Consider the following 23,966-nt stretch of genomic DNA (forward strand, 5'->3'; position numbering starts at 1 on the left):
TCTAAATTTTTCTACAAGCTGCCATCATAGGGAATCAGACGGCCATGCTTCAGCACCAGAATGCGATCGGCAAGATTCATATTTTCAAAATCATGTTCCACCATGATGATTGATTTCCCCGCTTCTCTTAAGCGCCCCATGACCGCTTTAATCAGCTCCCGGCCGCGGGTATCGATCTGAGACAAGGCTTCATCAAACAGCAGTACCTGTGGTTCCATACTGAGGACTGAAGCCAGGGCAATCAGTTGCTTTTGACCACCGGAAAGATTATTAGGCGAATCAAACCGGTAATCCTCCATTCCCACCATTTTTAGCATCGCTGCAATCCGTGCCCCGATGATCTCCCGTTTGATACAAAGATTTTCAGGACCAAAGGCAACCTCCGCCTCAATGGTGGGGGAAAACAATTGATTATCCGGCTCCTGAAAGACAATTCCCACCGTTTCGGCTAATCTGGGCGTTTTCATTTCAAAAATAGATTCGCCAAACACGGTCACTTCGCCCTGTACTCTGCCCCGGATGGTTTTGGGAATGATCCCGGCCAGAATATGACACAGCGTGCTTTTGCCACAGCCAGAATGACCAGCGACAGCCAGAATTTCATTCTTTTCCAGACTCAGATCCAGTCCATGGAGGATATTGACCTCGCTGCCGGGATAACGAAAATAGAGATCGCGCACTTCTATGGGATTCATTTCGGCCTCCAGTTTTACTGATGATTATTTTTTGAATATCAACTGACTTCTTTTGTACTTGTGGCTTATTCATGGTTTGTCTTTTCCGCTGGATCGACTAATCCGGGATCACCACTGCGGCTGATATCGATCTCCTCCATCAGTTCCGGCTCATTGAAAGACCCCAAGCGGTTGACCTGATTGGCAATGGCGTAAGCCAGCAGTCCTCCCAGCCCTCCCGATAAGGCCGACAAACTCAAAGTCAGCAGCAGCGGGATCAGCGGCAAGCGGAAGAAGACAAAATTAACGCCAAAGCTCCCCAATACATTTGCCACCACCCCGGCACTAAAGCAGCCCCCTTTGGTGTATTTGTATTTTCCAATTAAAAAATAAAGCATTTCCACACCGATGCCCGGCATTAAATAGGTGAGCATACTCATGATGCCATGGGAACCCATGGTACCGGTGACGGTGACCAGAATCGCCTGAACCAGACAAACCAGAACGGCCGCTCCGGTTTTTTTTACCAGCATCGCCCCTAAAACAATAAACAGCATATAGATGCCCCCGGAAATGGATCCCCCCGGGATGAAAAATGGACCGGTGATAACATGTACCAGCGGCACCAGGACAACCTTTACCGCAATCCCCAAAGCCGCCATCATGGCAATTGTGACCAGGTCGAAAAGGGTTAGTTTTTCAAACTTTTTTTCAAACAAGCTTAGCCCTCCTTTCACTTATACGCACAAGCTCTTTTTCTTTTTCCTGCCGGACTTCATCCATATCAACCTTGAACTCGGTATCAAGGTAGTCTTCCAATTCCCGGATCAAAGCTTTTTTCCACTCGGTAAAGACCGGTTTATAGGTCAGGATAAAGGCTAGCAGTCTGCCATAATCAACCGCCGGCTTAAGCTTACTGAAATCTTCATAATCAATGGCATAAATAAGATTATCCCTAACGATGAAATTTCTGAGATTGATATCATAAAAAGTCAGACCTGTTTTTTGATGCAACCGATTCAGCCAGTCAATGGTTTTTTTTAACAACGCAGTGATCTCACTGTTCCGGTTGACGGGGCCTGAAAATAAGTCCGGTTCACAGACTTCCGCTATTTCCAGTTTCTCACAAAGCGTCATTTCGCCAAGATATTCGTACAAAAGGACCCGGCCAAACCGCCCCAAACATTCGGGGACGCTAAACTCCATTTCATGAAGCAGGCTTAACATTGACAATTCTTTTTTTAGCGCTGCTGCTTCTGTAAATGTTTTTTCGATCAGCCGGATCACCTGCTGATCCGCTGATATTTCGATCAGCTGAACCCGGTTTTTTTTACTTTTGAATTGTCTGAGCACCTGATAGTTTCCAGTTTGATAGTATTTTTGAATGGTCTCACTCATCATCTTCTGGTCTGCCAAGGTGAATTTTTATATCGGCACCTTTTTCATATCCTTCCAGTTCCGAAACGACACTGAGCACCACATTTTGAATCAGTTTTTGAACAAAGGGGACCATCACGACCTTTTGCTCATTGATTTTCAGCGTCACCCCGTCATCTTTGAGGGGACAATCCGCTCTTTTTACCTCGTTAGCGACAATCTGCCGGCAAAAACCAGCACAATCAGTGCCACATAAACCACAGCATTTTTCTGAAAAACCGGGCAAAAGATCAAACGCATATTGCTGAACCAGATCAACCAAACGATCCGGTTCTTGTAAGCAGTGAACCACTGCTTTTCCCCGATAGTTACTGCACTGGTCTGCGATAACTCCGGAAAATGCGAACACCGTGTCATCCAACCGCTCTTCAAGACCCTCATAATCGTGTCCGGTGACAATTTTGGGAATGGCCGGATCGTCAACACCCTCCAGTATTACATAATCATGATCATAGTGAGCCAGCAGCTTTCGAAGCGGCAGTTTTTCCTGGTAAAGAATATCTGTTTCTGCCATTCCCAACGCCGTTACCAGCTGTGCCCCCGCCTGTTTATGGCGATATGTGTTCGTTCCCGGTTGATCCATGGCAAAAGCTTCATAATGAATTTCCTTAACCGATCCCACCGAGTATCCTCTTCTTTGCAAACCGCTGATAATGGTTTCAATAACCGTTGTTTTTCCCGAATGGGTCAATCCCCGTACCGATATTACCTTCATCACTTCTCCTCATCTTCGTATGGTAACAGTCTTTTTACTCAAAATAAATTTCACTTAGATATTTGCAATTTCGCAAACTGAAGGTCTCACCAGTTATGACTATTTCCATCGGGCCCGTTCCACCCTGGGTTTTATCGGTATTTACGACGCCGTTGCGTTCATAGACAAGATAAACCCCATCGCCATCCAATTCGGCAATCGTTCCGGGAGAAGCATAACCATCAATCGCTTTATAGGTTACTTTTTCATACTGGTGATAGTCAAAATCAATGGTATCTAATACATCTTTTAGCAATACCCCGCCAAAGACAATCTCTTCCTTACCTTGGCTGGTATTTAAACCTTCATCCGTGAGAACCTTTGGCAGCGCTTTGACCGCATCCAGATCAAACTGAGCGACCATTTCATCATTGACGATGATTCTAACCGTTTCCCGGCCCAGCGCCGCCAACCGTTCCTCCGTCTGCGTTTTATTAATCGTGATCAGAAGCACTGACGAAAGGGTTAAGAATAGAATTATCAGTGGCAGAATCCATCGTTTGAGACTTTTCTTGTGATTGACAACGCGATCTTCTCTGAGTTCTTGTCTGCTCATCTTTATAGTTCTCCTCAACTGCTGAATTACTGATTTATTCCCAAACTAAAATAAAGCAGGCAAAGATAACCTTGCCCACTTAAGTCTTTATTATTTGACAGCACTCATTTTACTGATGTTCTGAACCCAGGCACTGGAACCTAAACTGCCGGCAACTACGCTGACCAGTTCTTCACCGTCTAATGAAACGGTCAGTAGCGAATCCTCAGCCTCAACTGTCGCCTTGTCATAGGCCTTGGAATAGCCATCTGATGCTGCCATTGTGATGCTGATGAAGTCGGTGATGCCTAATTGTTTAGCGACATCCTTTAAAGCATAACCTTGAAAAACACCACCCGTTTCTGAACCATCTTTTTTAGTCATTTTAATGGTTTTTTCTACCAGTGGAAGAGCGGCCAGATCTGCCTGAGTCAACTGGGTTTTTCCATCAACCCCTTCCAGAGTGATACTAAATTGCGCAACCGTCTCCTGACTCTGGGTTGCCGTTTCCGTTTTGGAAGCGTTTTCTTCTTTGCCTGAATTTGCTGCTGGCGCACTGCAACCAAGCAGACCAACCCCTAAAACCATCACCAATGCCAGTGTTAACAACTTCTTTTTCATTTTTTCCTCCTGAGCTTTCTTTTTAACGGAAGGCTGCGCAAACCAAAAATCCCAAAGGAAACATAAAAAAATTCAAATTCTGCAAAAAAAAGCAGGTTCAGCAAAGCTAAACCCACAAAAAATTCCATGCAAACATGATTTTTCTTACTTTTCCAATGTGGGAGGCCCTGTCGTTTCCCGCAGAACCCTAACGTCTTAACCTCCATGACATTTCCATGTTTTAGGAAGATAAGATCAGTAAGCAATTTCATTCCGTATTTGATTATTTTCATTATATTTTTTTAGCCTTTAATTGTCAACTTCTATTTGTAAATGGCACCGATAAATTTTCAGTTGCCACCCACTATCTCTTCACATAACGCTCACCTGTCCGAGATATGATAATAAAATGAAAAGCAACAATTCCTCTGGCTGGTTCTTTATAAATTAGGAGGTAATTATGAAAAAATCAACCCTATCCATGATCTCAGCAATGACCATCCTGTCGTTGAGCTTCTCAACCAATGTTTTTGCTGGATCCGATCGATCCACCACTACAACCGCAGTTTCAAATAGTATCGGCGTCGAGTACCGGGGCCATATTCAGAATACCGGGGACTCCCCCCTGGACAACACCTGGATCCAAGGCCCTACCGAATTGGGCACCGAAGGTCAAGGTCTGCGTCTGGAGGGCTTCTGGATTGAATTAACAGGAACCGTACCAGAAAATGCCCATATCGAATATCAGGTCCATGTTCAAAATGAAGGCTGGATGGACTGGGTTTCTGATGGTGAGTTTGCCGGAACCAGGGATAAAAGCCAACGAATCGAAGCCATCAGAATCCGTCTGGTGGATGATGAAGGCAATGCTTTGTCCGGTTATTCTGTGACGTACCGCGGTCACATTCAGAATCAGGGCGACACCGATTGGGTCGCTGACGGTGCCGAATTGGGAACGACGGGCTTGAGCCAGCGGTTGGAAGCGCTGGAGGTTCAAATAATACCCTCCGATTCGGACAGCAGCGATTCCGACGAGACCGACACCGATGATGAAAGCAATGAGGACACCGATGATTCATCAACCCCTTCAGCCGCCATCGCTTCACCAACTTCAACCATTGCGGTGGATAAGGAGTTCTCAAACCGCGAGCAAAATGGCAGTTACGAAGACAGCACCGCTACCCACGTAGTTTTTAACGGAACTGACATCCAGGTAACTGGTGCCGGCGCTACTGCCGAAAATGGCATTCTTACCATTACCGCAGAAGGCACCTATGTCGTGACCGGAAATCTTACCGAAGGCCAGATAAGGGTGGAAACCACGGATACGGAAAAGGTGCAGCTTGTCTTAAACGGCGTCACCATACATAATAGCAACAGTGCCTCCATTTATCTTATGAGTGCCGACAAGGTATTTATTACCCTGGCTGATGGCACAACCAATACCTTGTCCGATGGAACTGAATATATCCAGACCGACGACAATACGGTTGATGCCGTCGTCTTCAGCAAAACCGATTTAGCCATCAACGGTTCTGGTACCCTCAACATCACAGCTAACTATAAGCATGGGATTGTCTCCAAGGATGACCTGGTCATTACTAGTGGCACCTATAACATCTCCGCGGTAAAAGCCGGATTAAACGGCAAGGATGCCATTAAAATAAACGACGGTGTCTTCAACATCAGTTCTTCAGACGGTAAAGGCCTCACATCAAAACACGATAGTGACACCACCAAAGGCTATGTCTATATTGCCGGTGGGACCTTTAATATCACCAATTGCAGCGAAGGTATTGAAGGCACCGCCATTGTTATTGAGGGCGGTGACATCGACGTCACCGCCACCGATGACGGCTTAAATGCAGCCAGTGAAACAACCACCGATGCTGAAACAACGGAAACAACTGAAACCGCACAGATGCCTGATGGTGGTGCTCAAACACCCGGTGGTGGTGGGATGATGGCTGCTGACACCAATGCTTATATCTCCATCGCCGGCGGTACCATCCGTCTCAATACAACTGGCGACGGCATCGACTCTAACGGAAACCTCTACGTTTCTGGCGGAACCCTTTACGTCGACGGTCCCACCAGTGACGGCGAGGGTGCCATGGATTATGACGGTACTGCCGAGGTCAGCGGTGGCACGATTATGATTGCCGGAAGTTCTGGGATGGCCCAGAGCTTTTCGAATTCATCAACCCAGGCATCGATTCTCTATAATTTCACTTCAAAAATTGAAGCAGGTACCGAGATCAGTTTAACGGATGCCAGCGGGACGATTCTGGCTTCATTTACACCAGAAAAAGCCTACCAGGCGGTGGTGATCAGCACCCCCGAGATGAGCGTTGGATCAACCTACACCTTAACTGCTGGTAGCCAGACTGTTGAAATTGAGCAAACCGCTATCGTCACCAGTAACGGCAATGCCGCTGGCAGTCGTCCCGGTGGCGGCACTGGAGGAACACGTCCCGAACCGGGGACAACCCCAATGACACCACCAACCGAAACCGCTGTCTGATCTTAACGACGGTCAGATCAAAAAAGATGCCATCACAAAATGGCATCTTTTTTTGATTATCGATTAATAATAATACATAGAACTCATAATGGAAGCTATAATCGCGCCCATTACAATACTTAGCAGAATCCCTACCCCGATGGCAATTGCCATCATCACCAGGTATGCCCGGGCAAAATTCTTTTTGTTGGGGCCCGTTTCGCTACCGAAACCCCAGATAAAGAGCATCACAATACCGGCAATAGGGATACACATGATTAAAAACATAATCAGGTACTGACCCATTGTGATCAGATCTACTCCCCCGGATGCCTGAACCGATGGTTGAGGCGAACTCGGTCTAACCGGTTGGGGCTGTTGAACACGGTTCACGGTTTGCGGCGGTGCCGGCGTTCTTAACTGTTTAGCCCCGCAATGTGTACAAAATACCGCATCATCGGGAATTTGTTTACCACAATTTTCACAAAACATTGTCTTTCCTCCTTAGATTTTATTTTCCGTTTTTTCGTCTTCCGTTTTATCCGGTTTACTTTTCCCGCTTTTGTTCTTTTTATCTTTATTCTTTTTTCTGATCTTTATAAAGATAAAGAATCCCAAGCCGGCTAAGGCTGCAAATGGGATCAGTCTGAAAATCAAAACGATCAGAAATGATATGATATAGAGCAAAAGATTTAACGAGGTGACAAAACCTTCCCCAATTTTCGTGAATATTTCTGAAAATGGTGAATTGACCGCGGTGGAGGATAATCTCTTTTCATAGAGTGAAACGTAAATCGTTGAGTAAGCCATTTCGGTATCCCAGTTTTTAATGGTGGATGTCAGACTGTCAATTTCTGTTCGTACGCGGTTCAGTTCACTTTCGATGGCCAGCATGTCGGTAATGTTAGTCGCCTGCTTTAAGTAATCCAACAACCGCCCCTCTTCAATTTTCAGATTGTTGAGTTGCGCCTGAACATCCTGATACTGCTGAGAAATGTTGGTACTGCTGACGTTGGCACTGTTCGGGCTGCCCCATGACTGAATCTGCGTCATGGCTTCTGAAAATTTATCCGATGGCACCCGAATGGTAAGATAACCGGAGTTGGCCTGAACACCAGCCTGTTCCGAAGCATAGTTTGATCCAGAATCTTGAACAAATCCCCCCAGTTCGACTGCATAACTGCTGATTTTTTCAAAGGTATTCTGGTAGTCTTCGGTATTCAGACTGATATTTCCGGAATAAATAATTTTGGATGTATCAAAGGGAGTACAGGCATTGGCCGTAGCCTCAGGTACTGGCACGGCATTCGCAGTCTCACCGCCTGCCTGATCAGAGACCATCAATTCATCAGTTGCAGTTTTACTGTTTTCCTGAGTTGAGCCACTAAAACAGCCCCCAGCCACAATCATTATCAGACAGCATAAAATAATGGCTATACCCCCAAGCCAACCTGTTCTTGCTTTGAAAAACACGGGCTTCCCCTGCCTGAAATCCGCTGATGTATTTTTTTTAGATCCCATGTTTTGGTTCGGTTTTTCCTGATCCATGAATCCACCTCCTTAATAAAATTCCAAGCTGATGACTTTTCTTAGTCTCCTTACTTTTTACCCTAATTTTTAATAAAAATGCAAAACACTATTTTTTTATCATTTCCAGCCAATTCGCCTGTTTTTTAATGCGCCGTTAATTAATCTCTAAATTATCATAGGGGCATTTTGCCTGATCCTCAATCCCCTTTTCTCTTCGGTCTTTGTCAATTTTACGGTTCATGAGTGTTGCCATAATCCAATAAACCAGTCCAGGCATTTTTAACTGGGCCTGATAATACAGGGACGGTGGAGAACTTGCCTGCTTTGCCACATTCTCCAGAAATTGTTCAAACCCGCTCACAGCTTTTTTTCCATTTAGGAGCTTGTCCAGAGGCTGCCCATTTAGCATTGCCCCCATGCCGATCACAAATCCCCCTTTGTAACTGAGATCATTCTCTCCGGCAAATAATTCCAGCATTTTCAGACCTGATTCATGGGTATGGACATAGGGCATGCCGCCCTGGATAATGCCATAAAGATCTTGTCCATGGAGGACCTCCCGTTTTTTTTCAAGCGCTTCCAATAAATAAACCGTGTCTGCCGGATAGGTATCAATGTAACTGGGACCAACCATAATGATTGACTCGGCTTCATTGATCGCCGTCAATAATGGGTTCAGGTCATTCAAATTTGGATATAAATGCAGGATTTCCACCAGATAATCCCGGGCAGACAAAAATTCTTTGCAACGATTGGCCAGCATCATGCTTGTCCCTGCTTTTCGGGGGCTTAAATTTATAATAACTGCTTTTTTCATAGACTTAAACCCTCCACTGCTGATTCAAGGCAAGTTCCGATATTGCTGTCATCAACCATATACACGCTGCCCTTAATGTTCATAATCTTGATGTTTTCCTCAACCAGATTATTAAAAGCATTTTTTTCGTCATTCCTCCATTGATCCTTAACGCCGATCGCCATAAACGTGTGAACCCGACCAATTTTTCCTTTGACCAGCTCCCCATTTTTGCAATAATAATGACGATCTCCGATAATGGCACATTTGTCAAAAACACGTTTTGTTTTAAATGAATAGCTTCCCCATTTAACTGGAGTAACCATTACCATCACATCGGTTCTCATCAGTTTAGGTAAAATGAGATCGGCATCGTCCCGATGAATGCACTGTCCATAGGTTTTATCGGTACAGCCGCCGCAACTATAACAGGGACCCACATTCAAGTCAGTTAAGGAAATAAATTGAGTTTCTATTTTCCGCTCCCTTAATTTTGAATCGAGTTTTTCGCCAACTTCTTGTCTGGTTTGATCTGATAATATGGTAATCATAATCGTCCTCTTTTTCTTTATATTTACTGACACTGGGTGCCTCAAAACAACCAATTCTATAAAAGGTAATATATTACATATTATCTGTATTGTCAACCTAAACAGATGTCAGTATTTAATATCTTTCCATTTAAGTTAAAATCATAAAATTTAAACAATTTATAATTTTTATGATTCAAATCTTGGCTAAAATATGGTAGGATATAAGCAGATCTAATCCATAAACCTCAAGGAGTGTATAATGTACGAAAAAGGTATCCAGACAAGAAACCATCTTTATGAAATTTCAAAAAAGTGCTTTTATGAACAGGGTTATGAGAAAACCAAGATTAAAGATATCGTAACGGCAGCAGATACACCCATCGGTCTTTTTACCTATTATTTCAAAACAAAAGATAATATTGTTCACGAAATATATGCGGATTATTATCAGCAAATTGATAAGTGTCTGAATGCCCTGTCAATTGACGGATTTAAAAATTCCATCCTCCATCACGCGGCCTTGAGTTATATCTATTTTGATCAGATTCTCAACAATGAAAACAATCGTCGTTTTTACTACGAAATTCTCAAAAAAGCATCAAACTACCGAATTGCCGGCGATTTCATCCGCAACACCTACCTTGGTTATATCCAGGAATACAATCTGGTCGTCAGCGAGCGAGAATTCGATAACTTCCTTTTCATCGATTTTGGTGGACGGCGGGAGTATTTTCTTAACTATTTTGAAAAACCCCTTAACGATTCCATTGATGAACTGGTCTTTTTGCTCAACGGGATTCTTCCCCGATTGCTCGGCATTGATCAGCATTCTGTCACCACCCTTCTTTTCAAAGGTATTCAAATCGCTAGAACCATTGACTGCAGTCAAATTAGATTTCTTTAGGAATAATTTTTTTCATCAAAAAGGAGGTTTCACCCAGATTAATAACTGGGTGAAACCTCCTTTAATTATTACATTGCTTTAAAACATTTCTTTTGTCATTTTATCAATCTCTTCATCCGTTGCTTCATAAACACCGGGGAATGAGCTGACATTTAATCCCTGGCTGGCACCAGGTATGAAATACAGTTTTCCGCATCGTCGACATGCCGTTTCTACCTTTTCGGCAATGTTCTCCTGGGTCCAACCCGGGAAATCAATGACGCCACTGTCAATATCACCCATGAATGTAATTTTTCCGCCGTATTGTTTGATCAGCTCGGGGACATGATTAGTAGTCATAACCCCCTGCCAGATGTCAATTCCCATTTCAATCATCGATGGCACCAGGTTGGCTGCGTAGCTGTCACTATGATGAATGACCAGTTCTACGCCATTATCCTTATAATATCCGTAAATTTTCTTGTATGCCGGTTCAAAGAATTCTTTAAACATGGCCGGTGAAATGAAGGAGTTAATCTGGCTACCCCAGTCATCATGATGAAAAAGTGCATCCGGGTGTAAATGATCGATAAACTCTTTTGCCAGCTTCAGTTCAAATTCTACAATATAATCAATGAGTTCATGCATGGCTTCTGGCTCTTCGTAAAATGCCATCAACGCTTCTTCCATACTCATCAGATAATGAACCTGCTCAAAGATGCCTGGTGCTACAAAAACTGTCACATATTGATCATTTCGGTCAACCGCTTCAGCTTCAGCGATGGCAGTTGCCCATTTTTCGGCCGGTTGTTCGACTGAAGGCGCTTTTACATAGTCTTGCCATTTTGTAATATCTTTAACCACAATGTGTTCTTCATCGTGCACGGGGAAAGCACCCAATTGACCTTCTGGCCAACGGATGGTGACACCCCACTCATTTACAATTTCTCCGCCTACTGGTGGCTTGATTCGCGTGATTGGCGTTTTCATCATCATCGCAAAAGCTTCATATTGTTTTACAAATCGATCCGGATTTCCACCCTTCATGACCTCCACAAGATTTTGTCTTTTTGTCAACATTTTAATTTCTCCTTCCTAATGTTATCATTTTCCATTTATCATCTTCTATTTTTTCTGACCGAAAATCCCTTCCCGGTAAGCGCCAATATACTCCATACAGTAGTCATCTTCGCCCATTAACGCTTCAGTGGCAAAGATGATGCCCATTAAATCGCCATTGGTTGGGTCAAGAATAGCACTGTCCAGACCAGCGTTCATGGCCAGGACGGTAAAGCCCATGTTAACCATTTTACGAGCAGGCAAGTTGAAAGAAATATTGCTGACCGCACCGGTAACATGAATGGTGGGGTATTGTTGTTTAATGCTGCGGATCACTTCGACGACCATGGCAATCCCATCTTCGGACGTACAAAGCATTTCTACCAGGGGATCAATGTGCATTCTTGATGGATCGATGCCATATTCTTTGACCTTGGCCATTAAATCGGCAAATACATCGAGACGGTCTTTGGCGGTTTTAGGAATCCCTTTGTCACTGTTTAACAGCGCTACGCATTCCCATTTTGTATCGGCAATGGCTTTAAATGCCGCGTCGATCTTATCGCCTTCTAACGATACGGAGTTAAATAAACCGGGTTTGTTACAGTATTTCATCGATTCGATACAGGTATAAACATTGGGGCTGTCCACCGCAATGGGGGTTTCGGTGACTTCCTGAACCAGGTCAATCAACCATTTCATGGTTTCCAGTTCAATGTCGTCATCGACTGAAGCACAGACATCGATGTAATCCACACCGGCTTCGGTTTGAATCTTGGCTAGATTTTTAATGAATTCGCCGTCTTTGGCGGCGATGGCCTTAGCTGTGGAAGGAATCGCACCGTTAATTTTTTCTCCGATAATAATCATGTTTATCAATCTCCTTAAATTTATAATGATAAGTAATTGCAAGGTGCTATGAACTTTGCGATCAGTTTCTCAATTACTTATATTTGAATCTGAACGGGAAATCATTCTATGGGTCTCTGCGATTTTCATCGCATTCGTAAATAATATTGTAATTAATCTTCTATTTTCAATTTCATTGTACTCGTATTCATTGAGTCTGTCAATCGTTTTTTAGTATATTTTTAATAATATACTATTTTTTTGTTATTGTAATCGTTAATTTTTGACTATTTACTTTATTATTACCCTGTTTTTCATTTTTCCAACACTTTATTTTATTTTAATTCTATCTTTAAATACAGTTCCCTATATTATAATATGCTTTTATTTTATAATATCATCCGAATAAATAACAATTTTCAGTTGCTCTTTCAGCAGTGTTAACTTTCTGATATGCTGTTTTCTTAATTTATATTCCTCACTACTCAAATTATTTAATTACTTATTAGCTACCTCCTAATGCATCTCCTGTTTTGATGAGGCAACCCCGGGTATAATAGATAAAGATAAAATATGTGCGGATGCTTCATTATTTAAATACCCTGGTATCTCTCGATCGATTAGTTATTTAAAATTAATTCACAGCAAAAACGCAAATCATATTTTAAAACCTTTATTTTTGAAACAATGAATAGGAGAAGTACAATGTACGAAAAACTGTGTCAAAGCTGCGGAAAACCCATGGGGCAAAGCGATGAGCTCTATGGAACTGAAAAAAACGGTACTAAAAGCCGAGACTACTGTGACGATTGTTATAAAAATGGCGAATTCACAACAAACATCACCATGGAACGGATGATCGAGGTGAGTATTCCCTATTTCTTAAAAGAAAAACCGGGAATTGACAAAGATGAAGCTCGGGAAGAGATGGAAGCCTTTTTTCCCATCTTAAAACGGTGGAAAAAAACTTGAAATCTGCTAATAATAATTAGTCGAAATATATTAAAACTCATTTATTTTTTTAATTCTGAAGCATTCTTGTTTTATAAATAAATCATTGTATTCTTTATTAAAATTATGCATAATAGTAATATAAAATAATTCGAACTTTATTTATCAAATCACCGGATTAAACAAATGTATTTTCAAAATAAAAGAAAAGCCTTGAGTTCTTTTACAAAGGAGGCCAGGAATTATGGCAAATAATTTTTATCACAATATTATTAAAAACCTACATGTGGGCTATGCCTATCATCGAATTATTTGTGATTCCCAGGGTGTTCCTGTAAATTATGAATATCTCGAGGTCAATGAAGCCTTTGAAACAGCTACCGGTCTGATCGGTGAAGAAATCATTGGTAAGACAGTTACTGAGATTTTTCCCGGCGTTGAAAACTCTGACGACTTTCTTGATTGGATCGAGATCTATGGAAAGATTGCACTAGACAAGGGTTCCAGGGAAATAGAGAAGCACTCAGAGCATCTGAACCGATGGTATCGGGTCCAGGTTTATTCTCCCGAAACCAATTATTTTATTACCCTGTTTCATGATATAACCAGGGAAAAACAGGATCTGGCTGAGAAAAACCTACTTCTCACTACCCTCCATGATATTGTCTTTGAAGTCAGTACTGATTATCATTTCACCAATGTTATTGTCCAAGATGAGTCCACTCTTTTTATTCCAAAAGATATTTTCATCGGAAGTCATGTTGCTGATATCTTTTCGAAAGAGTTCGCCGACGAAATGCTTATGATTTTTGAGACCGCATATGCTACCGGAAAAAAACAGGATTTTGAGTATAAGTCTCCGCTGCCCGCTGATGAACGGTGGTTTTTGGCCGAAATTTTTTATATCAAGGAAAATGAATCGCCCCGATTTGTAGTCAGCATCCACGATATTACCCAACGCAAAGCCATTGAAAAATCGCTCTTTATCGAAAAAGAGCGTTTTCGAACTACCCTGTTATCCATTGGCGACGGTGTTATTTCAACCGATGCTCGGGGCTGTGTTACCCTCATCAACAGGGTCGCTGAAAATCTAACCGGGTGGTGCCAGCAAGAGGCTTACGGCTTACCGCTGGATCAGGTTCTTACTCTGGTTGACGAATACACTCGGGAAAGCTGCGAAAATCCGGCCCGCCGGGTGCTGGAAACAGGAACAATCACCGAGCTGAACAATCACACTATTCTGCTGTCTAAAAGCGGCCGGGTAATCCCTGTTGAAGACAGTGCTGCCCCGATCAGGGATCCGGATGGTCATATTACCGGGGTCGTGATTGTCTTCCGGGATTTTACTGATAAAAAGGAAAAGCAGGAACAAATTGAATACCTGAGTTTCCACGATCACCTCACCGGTTTATATAACCGCCGCTATTTTGATGAGGAACTGAAACGATTGAATACACCACGAAACCTGCCCTTATCCCTACTTATTTTTGATGTTAACGGATTAAAGCTGACCAATGATGCCTTCGGACATATGGCCGGAGATCGATTGTTAAAAAAGGTTGCCCAGACCATGCAGGAGATCAGCCGGAGCGATGATATTATCGCCCGCATCGGCGGCGACGAATTTGTGATCCTGCTCCCCCAAACCAGTATCCAGGAAGCCAAGGAATTAGCAAAGCGGATCAATACGTCTCTGAGTCACGAACATCTGGAAGCCGGCCAGGTCTCTATCTCCAGCGGCTGGGGTGTAAAAACCACTGTTGATGAGGAAATCGCCGAAGTGTTTAAAGCTGCCGAGAATAAGATGTATCAATACAAAATTTCTGAACGCAACAGCACCCGAAACGAAGCCATCCAGTTTATTATGAAGACCCTTTATGAAAAACTGCCCCGGGAGCAGGAACACTCGGAACGGGTGAGTAAGATCAGCGGCCTGATTGGCGCCGCCATGGGAATGACCAAAGAAGAAATAAATGAACTAAAGACTGCCGGTGCCCTGCATGATATTGGAAAAATAGCCATTGGCAACGAGATCCTGGATAAGGTTGACGAACTCAGTGATTTTGAATGGCTGGAAATCCGACGACACCCGGAAATCAGTTTCAGCATCTTAAGCTCACTAAATGATTACGCCCCGCTGGCCAATATCATTCTTGTCCATCATGAGCGGTATGACGGTAAAGGCTATCCAAAAGGTTTAGTGGGAGAACAAATTCCATTACCAGCCCGGATCATCGCCATCGCCGATGCCTTTGATGCGATGACCTATGGCCGACCTTACAAAGAACCCATGACCGCGGAAGCGGCGATTCAGGAAATCGCTGATGGCAAAGCCACTCAGTTTGATCCAGAAATTGCCGATATTTTCTTGCGGATTCTGTCAGAAAACAATAATGAACTTTAAAATAACCGTGCATCCATAAAAGATGTACGGTTATTTTTTACCCACTTATTCCAGCGGCGTTCGTTTCAAATCGTCAATGAGCTTTTCATGCCAGTTCAAAACCATCTCGTAATAGGTCCTGCCAAACTGAAGGCTGGCATATTCAAAAGGGTCCATCCCATCACCGGTAGCCCTTTCGATTTCCGAAAGTTTTTCCATCGCATCCTGAACTGTCCCACGGAATAGTTCGATATTGAGAATCGCATCATTTTTCTTTAAATGCTTATAAAAAAACAGTTTTGCTAAAAATTCCAGATTAAAAGGCGAGAATGTGCAGGGTGTTTGTAGCCATTCGATAAAATGTTCCCGACCTCTGGGGGTAATTGTATATATTTTTTTAAACCGGTTGCCTTCAACAATTTCTGCAAATGTAATCAGACCAACCTTTTCGAGTCTTTTCAGCATTGGATAAATACTGCCAAAACTGGCATCGATAAAATTCGAGGTCCGTGTAACCATCATTTGCTTGATATCATAGCCAGTCATGTCCCGATCCAATAAAAAGCCAAGGATTGCAAATTCTAACATGCCGTCCTGCTCTCACAACTATTTTTCTTATCCAATTCAAGCCACCTGATCATGCCTTAAGAGCATCATCTCTTTCCTTTTTGTTGTTTTGTATCCATTTTAACAGGACTTAAACCTTTATAATGATACATCTTCCTAATTTTATCAACGTTCAAGAAGATTGATTCTCTTAAGTGTACTCGAAAAAGAATCGATTCGCAATGCAATTGTATATGTTTTTAAATAGGTCGATAGAATTTTTTAATTTCTGATCGCATTGCAGCTGTTCACTTTTTCCAGGGAATAACTACATAGTTTCCTTTAGTCTCTTCAGCGATTCGTTTAATCCATTTTTCTTCGTTATTAGCTCTTGCCCGTAAGAAAGGATCCTTGGTGTCGGTGGCCAACAGACTGGCGTTCATTACCCACCATTTATTCAGAATACCGGCACGTTTTAAATCAGCTTCTAATCGGAGTGCTTCAAAAACCGGTGTTGCTTCTGGCAACGCCACAATAACAACTTCTGTTTCGGCCTGATTTTGCAGACGCGGTAACAGATTGACAACAGAATCAGGAATTTCTGCATTGGATCGCTGCATTTCTTTATGATAGCTCTCGGTGGAGTTAAGCAGCAGTAAGGTATGGCCGGTTGGCGCGGTATCGATCACAACTACCCCATCTTCGGCTTTTTCTACCTGTTCAGCAAAGGCTCTGAATACAGCGATTTCCTGAGTGCAAGGGGATTCCAGATCTTCAATAATATAATCAATGTCATTCTGACTCATGTTAGCTGCTTTTGCTTTTCCAATGACTTCATCCCGATATTTTTGCAATTCTTCGGCTTCGTCGATATTACTGACGATGATATTTTCACCGCCCATCGTAGCTGCACTCATATGACCAGCCGGATCGGTAGTAGTCAGATAAACTTTCTTTCCCATTTTTGATAAGCCCAGCGCAATGGCGGCTGCGATAGTAGTTTTTCCAACGCCGCCTTTACCCATGGTGAAGATAACTTTTTTATTTGTGTTGTACATATCTTTGACTAGTCTGTCTAAGCCGGGCAAGTCACTGATTTCTCGAACTTTTTCCACTTCAATCACATCATCTTCGGTAAATAAACGACGGATATTGTCTACCCCAGCAACATTATATGCACGCAGCGGCAGGGTATAAATGTCCAAGGTCTTTAAACTGTTCGGAATATTTTTGACGGCATCTTTTTGCTTGCCGTAGAAAGCCGTGGCGATCTCATCTGTTTCATCAAAGTTCTCCAGCGCTCCGTTGATAATCAGAATTTGATTTTCAACACCAATCTCTTTTAATTCCTTTGACGCTCTGGCGGCTTCTGCCAGTGGGGATGGTTCCGGTCGCGAAACCAGAATCAAGGTAGTCAAATTGCCATCGGATAGAGTTCGTACGGCTTTTTCGTACATTTTCTTTTGCTCGGTTAAACCAGATAACTGCCCCAGACAGGAAGCCCCGTGGGTACTATCGTCAATAAAGCTGTCCCAGGCTGAAGGTAATTGCAGCATCCTCAGGGTATGGCCAGTAGGGGCTGTGTCAAAGATAATATAATCATAATCTTTGTTCATTTTCTCATCGGTAATGAATCGGGAAAATTCGTTAAAGGCGGCAATCTCAACGGTACAGGAACCCGCCAACTGTTCTTCCATACTGGCAATAGCCACATCTGGTAGTTTCCCTCGATATGGGCCGACCACGGATTCCTTGTATTCTTCGGCAGCCTGGATGGGATCCAGGTTGGCAACCATTAAATTGGGAACGTTTTTAATCGGAACGCCTTGTCCGGTTAGTTCTGTTTCAAAAACATCTTGTAAATTAGAAGCCGGGTCGGTACTGACCAGGAATACTTTCTTTCCCTGATCGGCAAGACTCACTGCCGTTGCACAGGCCGTGGAGGTTTTACCGACGCCGCCTTTTCCGGTATAAAATAAATATTTAGTTAAGTTAACATTATCGGGTGAAAAATTTTTGTACATCATGGGCCTTCTTTCTTATATGAACATAAATTCATATGCCTTTATGTTCATATGATAACTCTTTCATGCGAACATGTCAAGTTTTTTTTAGTTTATAGCCGCAATGCTACCTTATTGATTGATTTTCCATGAACATCATGAAGGGCTTCCATGATCGCTTCAGACAAGGTTGGGTGAGGGTGAATCACATCCCCTAGTACTTCAGCCGTTAACCCGAGGTGTACTGCCATCGTTAACTCTGTCAGGAGCTCGGTCGCCTCAGGCCCAACAATCGAAGCGCCGATAATCACATCTTTTTCATCAACAATAATTTTAATCTGTCCCTGGATTTTAGCAATGATTTGAGCTTTTCCCAGTGATCTAAAATCAAAGCTACCGATTTTATAAGGAATCCCCCGTTGCTGGGCTTCTTTTTCTGTTACCCCAACGGCGGCAACCTGGGGTTGCGTATACACACATCGGGGGATCGCTTTATGAACGCCCGTTTTATTTTCCCCCAACATATTTTCTGCCGCAATAATACCTTCTTTAGATGCGACATGGGCCAAATAGGGGGTATTAATAAGATCCCCTACGGCATAAATCCCTTTGACACTGGTTTCCAGTCGATCATCGACTGGTATATGACCCTTCTGATCAACTATAATTCCTACAGCTTCCAGATTGAGTCCTTTTGAAAAGCTGGATCGTCCAATCGAAAGTAGCATCATCTCCGCTTCTAAAGTTTTACCATTCGTCAATGTCACCTCCACCCCGGAGTCCTGGACATTCACGTCCGCAACACCATTGGCTGTCAATACTTTTATTTTTTCCCGTTTAAATTGTCGTAATAGTTGTTTTGCAACACTCTCGTCCTCGGATATTAATATCTGATCAGCCATTTCCACGATCGTTATCTGCGTCCCCAGTCGACTAAAAAATTGTCCCAGTTCACACCCGATGACGCCACCGCCAACAACAATCATCGATTTTGGCGGGGTTTTTAACGCTAATGCCTCCGTGCTGGTAATCACTTTTTTGCCATCATAATGAAACATTTCCGGACAGATAGGGACTGAACCGGTTGCTAATAAAATTTTATCACTCACCAGTGTTTCAACTGCACCATCATTACGCTTCACTTCTACCGTTTTTGAGTCGATCATTTTGCCACTACCGCGAACCAGATTAACACCGTTTGATTCGAAAAGAAATTCGATCCCCTTGACTAAACCAGATACCAATTTATCTTTTCGCTCAATTATTTGCTCTAGATCGGCAGTCGTATGATCATTAAAAACCCCAAACTTCTCGGCTTCCAATGAAGTCGTCAAAACATCTGACGAGGCCAGCAACGCCTTGGTCGGAATACAACCAACATTCAGGCATGTGCCGCCAACCTCGTTTTTTTCAATAACTGTCACTTCTGCACCTAATTTTGATGCCATAATGGCGGCCTCGTATCCGCCCGGACCAGCACCGATAATAGTAATTTTCATTGTTACTCCTTTTTTAGCTATCTGATTATTTTATGTTATTATCATTCAAATAACCGCATGTTCATATGATATCTTGTTCATACGATATCGTGTTCATCCCAATTTGTCAACCGTAATATTTTTACCCCTTTTCCAATCCGAATCATGCCATCAGAATTTTTATCAACCTAAATTCTACCTGTTAATTTTATTGACGAATTTATTATTAGCGACTATGATAAAGGAAACAACTAAGCATATTATTATTTGATTATAGAAGGAGTTTTTTATGGATATTTATTTGGATAACGCTGCAACCACCTTTCCCAAACCAAAGGCTGTACCCGAAGCAATTTACGATTATATTGTCAATAATGGCGGGACTTCCGGCCGCGGCTCCTACGAAAAAGCCATACTGGCTGATGGTTTGGTCTATCAGACCAGAAAAAGCCTGGCAAAACTCTTTAACCATAACGACCCAAAAACGGTGGTCTTCACCTCTTCTGTTACTGAATCAATAAACCTGGCTCTCCAGGGAATCTTAAAACCCGGAGATCATGTGGTCACCAGTTCTCTGGAGCACAACGCCGTCTGGCGATGTCTGAAAACCCTGGAACGTGATCTGGGGATTTATATATCGGTAGTCCCGGCTACCGCCCAGGGCGAAACCGACATCCGGGATGTGGAAGCGGCGATCACGCCGGACACTAAAATCATCGTCTTCACCCATGCCTCTAATGTACTGGGGACCATCCAACCGATTGCTGAAATCGGCGCCTTAGCCCGCAAGAAAAACATCCTTTTTCTGGTGGATGCCGCTCAGACTGCCGGGGTTGTGCCCATTGATGTCCAGGCGCAGAACATTGATCTGCTGGCCTTTACCGGACATAAAAGCCTTTTAGGTCCCATGGGTACCGGCGGCTTGATCGTAAATTGCGATGCCGAAATCCATCCGCTCATCTCCGGCGGCACTGGCGGTGATTCGGCCTATGAATACCAGCCAGATTATTATCCCAACCATCTGGAGGCCGGTACCATGAATGTCAGCGGCATTATCGGTCTGGGCGCGGCCCTGGCGTTTCTGGAAGCTGAAGGCCTGAATACAATCCGTGATAAAGAAGATACCCTGATGGATTATGCACTAAACGCATTGACTACTGTCCCCGGCATTGAAATTTACGGTCCCCGTGATTCTTCCCAAACCGTTGGTGTTATTCCTTTTAACATCGAAGGTCACGTCCCCGAAGAAATCGCTTTTTATCTGGATCAGGAGTGCCATGTGATGATCCGTTCCGGCTTGCACTGTGCACCCAGTGCCCATCGTCTGATTGGTACAGTTACCCGGGGAACCTGTCGAGTCGGCATCGGCTATTTTAACGAGAAAGCTCATATTGATGCCCTGATTAATGGATTAAAATCTTATCTAAAGGAGAATAACTAATGTACCTCTCAACAATCAGTCTCATTTATATCAAGCCCTGTACCACTGGTGGTGGTCGGATTAAATTTCGTGCTAAACTCAGCAATCCAGTCCCTGAAGTGATGCCTTATCTCAATACCGTGATTAAAACCGGACTTTATATTCCCTCAGCGCATACCTTTACCTATAAGATCGGTAGTCATATTATCAATATTCATGATCGAAATCTTACCTGCACCCAGTTAACCAACGAAGCTCAGTGTTATGAAATGATTGATCATATCTATAATCTGATCAATGAGACCTGGGATAACAAAGATTCCATCGAGCCCAACGAAGAAACCCGGGAGCGCCCCAGCGCGATTCAGCTTTATAAATTGTTACCCAAGAAAATTGGCTGCAAGGTCTGTGGTCAGGGTTCCTGTATGGCCTTTGCTTCCAAACTGATTTTAGGCACCAGTCGACTAAATCAGTGTACCCTGATGAAAGAAGAAGAATATGCCCCCAATTATTTAAGCCTGGAAGCCCATCTCCAGCTGCTTGGTTATGAAACCGACTGAATCATTTCATGAAAATTTAATCACCGCACAAGAAAAGCCAGATCTTCGCTGTCGATGATCTGGCTTTTTTATTATTAGCTTTTTATGGTTTTATTGCTTTGCTAAAATCTCATCAAAAATTTGACAGGTTTTATCAGCTGTTTGCTTCACATATTCCATGTGCTCATCGGTAAGATTCCGGGTGGACAGCGGTTTATCAAGGGCTTTGGCTTCGCCAATAATCTCAGCGACATCGACACTACCAGCTACGGCATTACTATATTTTTCAATGGCCCGTTTGGCACAACATTTTGAACAGCCATCTACGGCAATGGTGGGATATTTTTCGGCAAATTCCCGTTCCCCGCCATCACCGGCAATAAATAATGGCAGACATAAGGTGGATACCATCCCGGGTTTCAGTTCTTCCATCATTTTTCTTACCGCTAACCGGGAAATCGTCCCCCCGAGACATTCTTCACCGCTGCATGAAATAACCCCAATTTTATTCGTTATCATATCAGTTCACCCCTGCTTTTATTTCTTTGACGTCTGCAACTAAAATTTCGGCCAGTTCTTCCGCGTATTTCCAGCCATCGTCAGTAAGAGCGGTTCCGCTGCCATGTTCTTCGCCTCGATGGGCTTTCATAAAATCCGGCACCTTATGACTTTTTACGACATTACCACCGGTTTCTTCGACGCTTTTCTTGGCGCAGTATTTGGCGCAGCCATCCATGGTTATGCAGGTTTCACCTTTAATTTTTGCTACCACTTCATCATCGCCGGTGACCACATGGGCCAGACAGAGGGTTTCGGTATCATTGGGGCATTTCTCCTCAGTCACCATTAACACCGACTCCCGGGCCAATAGCCCAAATACTTTTCCAATCCCGCTACAGGGTATAACTTTAATTTTAGACATCGATTTCTGCTACCTTTCGTTGTAAAAATTCAAAATAGGCCGGACAATTATGAAGCAGATCCTGATCCTCTTCAAAATCACTGAGGCGAACTTCCACCAGCCAGCCCTTTTCATAGGGACTTTCGTTGACCTGTTCCGGGGCATCATTTAAGCTGGTATTTACGGCAACCACGGTGCCAGAGACCGGTGAAATAATTTCAAATACCGCTTTGCTGGATTCGATGCTGCCCAAATCGTCAAACTGTTCGAATTCATCACCGATTTCCGGCGGATCCACATAGAGAATATCGGACAAATTTTGTTGCACATAATCGCTGACCCCCACCCGAGCCATATTCCCTGATACCGTCACCCAACAATCATTTTCGTTGAAAAAATAATTGGCCTTTGGTACTTTGAAAATGAATTTGCCGTGAGAAAAGGTATTATAGTCGATCGATTCCGGCTCAATAAACTCCGATTCAGCCTGATCTGCAACGGAACTGTTTAGTTTTTCCAGCACCGCCTGAACGACTGCCTGGGTGTCCTGATCGTCCCGGATCTCGACTCCCAGTTTGATATCCTGAGCCTTGGCAACCTCGCTGATATTGACTTTTTCTTTGATGGCAAGATCCAAATCCCCGGTCAGTTTACTGGCACAGCGAGTATTGCAACCATCAATGACGGTTAAGTCACCAGCGGACAGGGCTTTTTCGTAACGGCTGCTGTTCTGATTTAATAAAACCGGACAGATCAGCTCCACTTCTTCAGCTTGAGCCAGTTCCAGGGCCACTCGTCGGGACAGGTCGCCGGCACATTTATCCAGTCCATTACAGGGTAATACACATATAGACTTACTCATTAGCTTCAGCCTCTTTTTCTGCCGCTTTTTCTGCCTTTCGGATGGCTTTAATCATCTTGGTGGTTTCTGTTTTGTCAGGAAAGGTAATCGCATCCGGTCCACAGGTTTTACTGCAAGCGCGACAGAAAACCACACAGTTATTGGGGTTCTTGACCTTCAGTTTCGGTTTGGCATTTTCATCCACTTCAAAAACCTGATGGGGACAAAATTCCACACAGTCCATACAATCGTTGCATTTTGTAAAATCAATTCGGGGAGACCAATCGATCCGATCCCGTTCGACACCCATAAAAGTTGATTCACTCATGACTATACCTCGTATCCCATTTCTTCCAGCTTGTTTTCCACCACTTCAAAGGCTTTTTCATTGGTCATATCGCGGATGTCCAGCATCACGGCATCTTCTTCTATATTAAGGCCGGCTTCTTTAAAGGCATCCTTAAACATTTTACGCTGCATATTGGGCGCGCAGGCACCAATGATTACCTTTCGATGAGACTTTAAAAAATCGGCTAAAAAGCGATCGCCATCTTCCTCACAAAGCTGCGGATGAATAAAGGCGTATTCGACCGGCAACTCCACCCGTACCTGATTGATAAAATCCCAAATATCCATGGCCTGAAATCCAGGACATTTTCCGGTACAGACGCACATAATAAAACCTGGTAATTCTTGACTCATATCGTCCACCTCTTATGTAATATAATTATTTCCTTATGGATAAAATCAT

General features: G+C 43.3%; 26 protein-coding genes and 1 riboswitch. Of the genes, 6 read left to right on the forward strand and 20 right to left on the reverse strand.

What is annotated here, in order from left to right; genetic code table 11:
• Window positions 1–11: 11 nt before the first annotated feature.
• The 6 genes from ABGU93_RS02035 to ABGU93_RS02060 form a co-directional block, all read right to left on the reverse strand.
• Window positions 12–695 (reverse strand): ABC transporter ATP-binding protein, encoded by a 684-nt coding sequence (locus ABGU93_RS02035; protein WP_347411839.1) that lies wholly within the window; start codon window positions 693–695, stop codon window positions 12–14.
• Window positions 696–760: 65 nt separating this feature from the next.
• On the reverse strand, window positions 761–1,393 hold the full coding sequence (locus tag ABGU93_RS02040) for an ECF transporter S component (RefSeq protein WP_347411840.1): 633 nt from the start codon (window positions 1,391–1,393) through the stop codon (window positions 761–763).
• Entirely contained in the window at window positions 1,386–2,072 is a 687-nt protein-coding gene (locus ABGU93_RS02045) for an RIO1 family regulatory kinase/ATPase (protein ID WP_347411841.1), read from the reverse strand. The genes ABGU93_RS02040 and ABGU93_RS02045 overlap by 8 nt, the downstream gene beginning before the upstream one ends.
• Window positions 2,065–2,826 (reverse strand): molybdopterin-guanine dinucleotide biosynthesis protein B, encoded by a 762-nt coding sequence (mobB, locus tag ABGU93_RS02050; RefSeq protein WP_347411842.1) that lies wholly within the window; start codon window positions 2,824–2,826, stop codon window positions 2,065–2,067. The genes ABGU93_RS02045 and mobB overlap by 8 nt, the downstream gene beginning before the upstream one ends.
• Window positions 2,827–2,860: 34 nt before the next feature.
• On the reverse strand, window positions 2,861–3,421 hold the full coding sequence (locus ABGU93_RS02055; protein ID WP_347411843.1) for a hypothetical protein: 561 nt from the start codon (window positions 3,419–3,421) through the stop codon (window positions 2,861–2,863).
• A 90-nt stretch (window positions 3,422–3,511) separates the two neighbouring features.
• Entirely contained in the window at window positions 3,512–4,021 is a 510-nt protein-coding gene (locus tag ABGU93_RS02060; RefSeq protein WP_347411844.1) for a hypothetical protein, read from the reverse strand.
• Between the two features lie 129 nt (window positions 4,022–4,150).
• A riboswitch (molybdenum cofactor riboswitch) is annotated at window positions 4,151–4,273 on the reverse strand.
• Window positions 4,274–4,460: 187 nt separating this feature from the next.
• On the opposite strand from ABGU93_RS02060, the gene ABGU93_RS02065 reads away from it, so the two are divergent.
• Window positions 4,461–6,524 (forward strand): carbohydrate-binding domain-containing protein, encoded by a 2,064-nt coding sequence (locus ABGU93_RS02065; protein WP_347411845.1) that lies wholly within the window; start codon window positions 4,461–4,463, stop codon window positions 6,522–6,524.
• 63 nt (window positions 6,525–6,587) lie between these two features.
• Here ABGU93_RS02065 and ABGU93_RS02070 read toward each other — a convergent pair whose 3' ends face one another.
• From ABGU93_RS02070 to ABGU93_RS02085, 4 genes are all read right to left on the reverse strand, one after another.
• Window positions 6,588–6,995: a zinc ribbon domain-containing protein gene (locus tag ABGU93_RS02070; protein ID WP_347411846.1), complete on the reverse strand. Its 408-nt coding sequence runs from the start codon at window positions 6,993–6,995 to the stop codon at window positions 6,588–6,590.
• 12 nt (window positions 6,996–7,007) lie between these two features.
• The gene (locus tag ABGU93_RS02075; protein WP_347411847.1) at window positions 7,008–8,051 is read right to left on the reverse strand and encodes a DUF4349 domain-containing protein; all 1,044 of its coding nucleotides are present in this window, start codon (window positions 8,049–8,051) and stop codon (window positions 7,008–7,010) included.
• Window positions 8,052–8,187: 136 nt separating this feature from the next.
• The gene (locus tag ABGU93_RS02080; protein WP_347411848.1) at window positions 8,188–8,850 is read right to left on the reverse strand and encodes a hypothetical protein; all 663 of its coding nucleotides are present in this window, start codon (window positions 8,848–8,850) and stop codon (window positions 8,188–8,190) included.
• Complete coding sequence (locus tag ABGU93_RS02085) at window positions 8,847–9,380, reverse strand: NAD(P)H-dependent oxidoreductase (protein WP_347411849.1); 534 nt, start codon at window positions 9,378–9,380, stop codon at window positions 8,847–8,849. Before ABGU93_RS02085 ends, ABGU93_RS02080 begins: the two co-directional genes overlap by 4 nt.
• Before the next feature lie 241 nt (window positions 9,381–9,621).
• Between ABGU93_RS02085 and ABGU93_RS02090 the strand changes: the two genes are divergently transcribed.
• Window positions 9,622–10,266: a TetR/AcrR family transcriptional regulator gene (locus ABGU93_RS02090; protein WP_347411850.1), complete on the forward strand. Its 645-nt coding sequence runs from the start codon at window positions 9,622–9,624 to the stop codon at window positions 10,264–10,266.
• Window positions 10,267–10,344: 78 nt separating this feature from the next.
• Here ABGU93_RS02090 and ABGU93_RS02095 read toward each other — a convergent pair whose 3' ends face one another.
• Both ABGU93_RS02095 and ABGU93_RS02100 read right to left on the reverse strand, forming a co-directional pair.
• Window positions 10,345–11,325, reverse strand: a complete 981-nt coding sequence (locus tag ABGU93_RS02095) for a uroporphyrinogen decarboxylase family protein (protein ID WP_347411851.1) — start codon at window positions 11,323–11,325, stop codon at window positions 10,345–10,347.
• 45 nt (window positions 11,326–11,370) lie between these two features.
• Window positions 11,371–12,174, reverse strand: a complete 804-nt coding sequence (locus tag ABGU93_RS02100) for a methyltetrahydrofolate cobalamin methyltransferase (RefSeq protein ID WP_347411852.1) — start codon at window positions 12,172–12,174, stop codon at window positions 11,371–11,373.
• Window positions 12,175–12,858: 684 nt separating this feature from the next.
• Between ABGU93_RS02100 and ABGU93_RS02105 the strand changes: the two genes are divergently transcribed.
• Both ABGU93_RS02105 and ABGU93_RS02110 read left to right on the forward strand, forming a co-directional pair.
• Window positions 12,859–13,125, forward strand: a complete 267-nt coding sequence (locus tag ABGU93_RS02105; protein WP_347411853.1) for a zinc ribbon domain-containing protein — start codon at window positions 12,859–12,861, stop codon at window positions 13,123–13,125.
• Window positions 13,126–13,348: 223 nt separating this feature from the next.
• A complete protein-coding gene (locus ABGU93_RS02110) occupies window positions 13,349–15,508 on the forward strand; it encodes an HD domain-containing phosphohydrolase (RefSeq protein ID WP_347411854.1) in 2,160 nt (719 codons plus the stop codon).
• A 45-nt stretch (window positions 15,509–15,553) separates the two neighbouring features.
• Here ABGU93_RS02110 and ABGU93_RS02115 read toward each other — a convergent pair whose 3' ends face one another.
• The 3 genes from ABGU93_RS02115 to lpdA all read right to left on the reverse strand — a co-directional run bounded on the left by ABGU93_RS02115 (window position 15,554) and on the right by lpdA (window position 19,535).
• A complete protein-coding gene (locus tag ABGU93_RS02115; protein ID WP_347411855.1) occupies window positions 15,554–16,075 on the reverse strand; it encodes a PadR family transcriptional regulator in 522 nt (173 codons plus the stop codon).
• 266 nt (window positions 16,076–16,341) lie between these two features.
• Window positions 16,342–18,057, reverse strand: a complete 1,716-nt coding sequence (gene arsA, locus ABGU93_RS02120) for an arsenical pump-driving ATPase (protein ID WP_347411856.1) — start codon at window positions 18,055–18,057, stop codon at window positions 16,342–16,344.
• Window positions 18,058–18,149: 92 nt separating this feature from the next.
• Window positions 18,150–19,535 (reverse strand): dihydrolipoyl dehydrogenase, encoded by a 1,386-nt coding sequence (gene lpdA, locus ABGU93_RS02125; RefSeq protein WP_347411857.1) that lies wholly within the window; start codon window positions 19,533–19,535, stop codon window positions 18,150–18,152.
• A gap of 268 nt (window positions 19,536–19,803) precedes the next feature.
• Here lpdA and ABGU93_RS02130 point away from each other — a divergent pair, with 268 nt between their 5' ends.
• Window positions 19,804–20,955: an aminotransferase class V-fold PLP-dependent enzyme gene (locus ABGU93_RS02130; protein ID WP_347411858.1), complete on the forward strand. Its 1,152-nt coding sequence runs from the start codon at window positions 19,804–19,806 to the stop codon at window positions 20,953–20,955.
• Complete coding sequence (locus tag ABGU93_RS02135) at window positions 20,955–21,494, forward strand: (Fe-S)-binding protein (RefSeq protein ID WP_347411859.1); 540 nt, start codon at window positions 20,955–20,957, stop codon at window positions 21,492–21,494. Before ABGU93_RS02130 ends, ABGU93_RS02135 begins: the two co-directional genes overlap by 1 nt.
• Before the next feature lie 90 nt (window positions 21,495–21,584).
• Here ABGU93_RS02135 and ABGU93_RS02140 read toward each other — a convergent pair whose 3' ends face one another.
• Genes ABGU93_RS02140 through ABGU93_RS02160 form a run of 5 tightly spaced genes read right to left on the reverse strand, consistent with a single transcriptional unit; the run spans window position 21,585 to window position 23,917 of the window.
• The gene (locus ABGU93_RS02140) at window positions 21,585–21,992 is read right to left on the reverse strand and encodes a putative zinc-binding protein (RefSeq protein ID WP_347411860.1); all 408 of its coding nucleotides are present in this window, start codon (window positions 21,990–21,992) and stop codon (window positions 21,585–21,587) included.
• 1 nt (window position 21,993) lies between these two features.
• A complete protein-coding gene (locus tag ABGU93_RS02145; RefSeq protein WP_347411861.1) occupies window positions 21,994–22,395 on the reverse strand; it encodes a putative zinc-binding protein in 402 nt (133 codons plus the stop codon).
• Window positions 22,388–23,236 carry a glycine cleavage system protein GcvH gene (gene gcvH / locus ABGU93_RS02150; protein ID WP_347411862.1) on the reverse strand — a complete coding sequence of 283 codons (849 nt, stop codon included), beginning with the start codon at window positions 23,234–23,236 and terminating at the stop codon, window positions 22,388–22,390. Before gcvH ends, ABGU93_RS02145 begins: the two co-directional genes overlap by 8 nt.
• On the reverse strand, window positions 23,229–23,543 hold the full coding sequence (locus ABGU93_RS02155; RefSeq protein ID WP_347411863.1) for a 4Fe-4S dicluster domain-containing protein: 315 nt from the start codon (window positions 23,541–23,543) through the stop codon (window positions 23,229–23,231). The genes gcvH and ABGU93_RS02155 overlap by 8 nt, the downstream gene beginning before the upstream one ends.
• 2 nt (window positions 23,544–23,545) lie before the next feature.
• Window positions 23,546–23,917, reverse strand: coding sequence for a hypothetical protein (locus ABGU93_RS02160; protein ID WP_070371406.1), 372 nt, complete (start codon window positions 23,915–23,917; stop codon window positions 23,546–23,548).
• Window positions 23,918–23,966: the final 49 nt, after the last annotated feature.

Origin of the sequence: Acetobacterium sp. (assembly GCF_039830195.1) — a bacterium.
Lineage (GTDB): Bacteria > Bacillota > Clostridia > Eubacteriales > Eubacteriaceae > Acetobacterium.

What these genes read in the sequence shown, in the direction of transcription:
- ABGU93_RS02035 (WP_347411839.1), bottom strand. Translation starts at nt 695, where the DNA reads ATGAATCCCATAGAAGTGCGCGATCTCTATTTTCGTTATCCCGGCAGC.
- ABGU93_RS02100 (WP_347411852.1), bottom strand. Translation starts at nt 12,174, where the DNA reads ATGATTATTATCGGAGAAAAAATTAACGGTGCGATTCCTTCCACAGCT.
- ABGU93_RS02085 (WP_347411849.1), bottom strand. Translation starts at nt 9,380, where the DNA reads ATGATTACCATATTATCAGATCAAACCAGACAAGAAGTTGGCGAAAAA.
- ABGU93_RS02090 (WP_347411850.1), top strand. Translation starts at nt 9,622, where the DNA reads ATGTACGAAAAAGGTATCCAGACAAGAAACCATCTTTATGAAATTTCA.
- ABGU93_RS02145 (WP_347411861.1), bottom strand. Translation starts at nt 22,395, where the DNA reads ATGTCTAAAATTAAAGTTATACCCTGTAGCGGGATTGGAAAAGTATTT.
- ABGU93_RS02160 (WP_070371406.1), bottom strand. Translation starts at nt 23,917, where the DNA reads ATGAGTCAAGAATTACCAGGTTTTATTATGTGCGTCTGTACCGGAAAA.
- gcvH (WP_347411862.1), bottom strand. Translation starts at nt 23,236, where the DNA reads ATGAGTAAGTCTATATGTGTATTACCCTGTAATGGACTGGATAAATGT.
- ABGU93_RS02105 (WP_347411853.1), top strand. Translation starts at nt 12,859, where the DNA reads ATGTACGAAAAACTGTGTCAAAGCTGCGGAAAACCCATGGGGCAAAGC.
- arsA (WP_347411856.1), bottom strand. Translation starts at nt 18,057, where the DNA reads ATGTACAAAAATTTTTCACCCGATAATGTTAACTTAACTAAATATTTA.
- ABGU93_RS02075 (WP_347411847.1), bottom strand. Translation starts at nt 8,051, where the DNA reads ATGGATCAGGAAAAACCGAACCAAAACATGGGATCTAAAAAAAATACA.
- ABGU93_RS02140 (WP_347411860.1), bottom strand. Translation starts at nt 21,992, where the DNA reads ATGATAACGAATAAAATTGGGGTTATTTCATGCAGCGGTGAAGAATGT.
- ABGU93_RS02055 (WP_347411843.1), bottom strand. Translation starts at nt 3,421, where the DNA reads ATGAGCAGACAAGAACTCAGAGAAGATCGCGTTGTCAATCACAAGAAA.
- ABGU93_RS02115 (WP_347411855.1), bottom strand. Translation starts at nt 16,075, where the DNA reads ATGTTAGAATTTGCAATCCTTGGCTTTTTATTGGATCGGGACATGACT.
- mobB (WP_347411842.1), bottom strand. Translation starts at nt 2,826, where the DNA reads ATGAAGGTAATATCGGTACGGGGATTGACCCATTCGGGAAAAACAACG.
- ABGU93_RS02060 (WP_347411844.1), bottom strand. Translation starts at nt 4,021, where the DNA reads ATGAAAAAGAAGTTGTTAACACTGGCATTGGTGATGGTTTTAGGGGTT.
- lpdA (WP_347411857.1), bottom strand. Translation starts at nt 19,535, where the DNA reads ATGAAAATTACTATTATCGGTGCTGGTCCGGGCGGATACGAGGCCGCC.
- ABGU93_RS02130 (WP_347411858.1), top strand. Translation starts at nt 19,804, where the DNA reads ATGGATATTTATTTGGATAACGCTGCAACCACCTTTCCCAAACCAAAG.
- ABGU93_RS02070 (WP_347411846.1), bottom strand. Translation starts at nt 6,995, where the DNA reads ATGTTTTGTGAAAATTGTGGTAAACAAATTCCCGATGATGCGGTATTT.
- ABGU93_RS02095 (WP_347411851.1), bottom strand. Translation starts at nt 11,325, where the DNA reads ATGTTGACAAAAAGACAAAATCTTGTGGAGGTCATGAAGGGTGGAAAT.
- ABGU93_RS02110 (WP_347411854.1), top strand. Translation starts at nt 13,349, where the DNA reads ATGGCAAATAATTTTTATCACAATATTATTAAAAACCTACATGTGGGC.
- ABGU93_RS02045 (WP_347411841.1), bottom strand. Translation starts at nt 2,072, where the DNA reads ATGAGTGAGACCATTCAAAAATACTATCAAACTGGAAACTATCAGGTG.
- ABGU93_RS02065 (WP_347411845.1), top strand. Translation starts at nt 4,461, where the DNA reads ATGAAAAAATCAACCCTATCCATGATCTCAGCAATGACCATCCTGTCG.
- ABGU93_RS02155 (WP_347411863.1), bottom strand. Translation starts at nt 23,543, where the DNA reads ATGAGTGAATCAACTTTTATGGGTGTCGAACGGGATCGGATCGATTGG.
- ABGU93_RS02135 (WP_347411859.1), top strand. Translation starts at nt 20,955, where the DNA reads ATGTACCTCTCAACAATCAGTCTCATTTATATCAAGCCCTGTACCACT.
- ABGU93_RS02080 (WP_347411848.1), bottom strand. Translation starts at nt 8,850, where the DNA reads ATGAAAAAAGCAGTTATTATAAATTTAAGCCCCCGAAAAGCAGGGACA.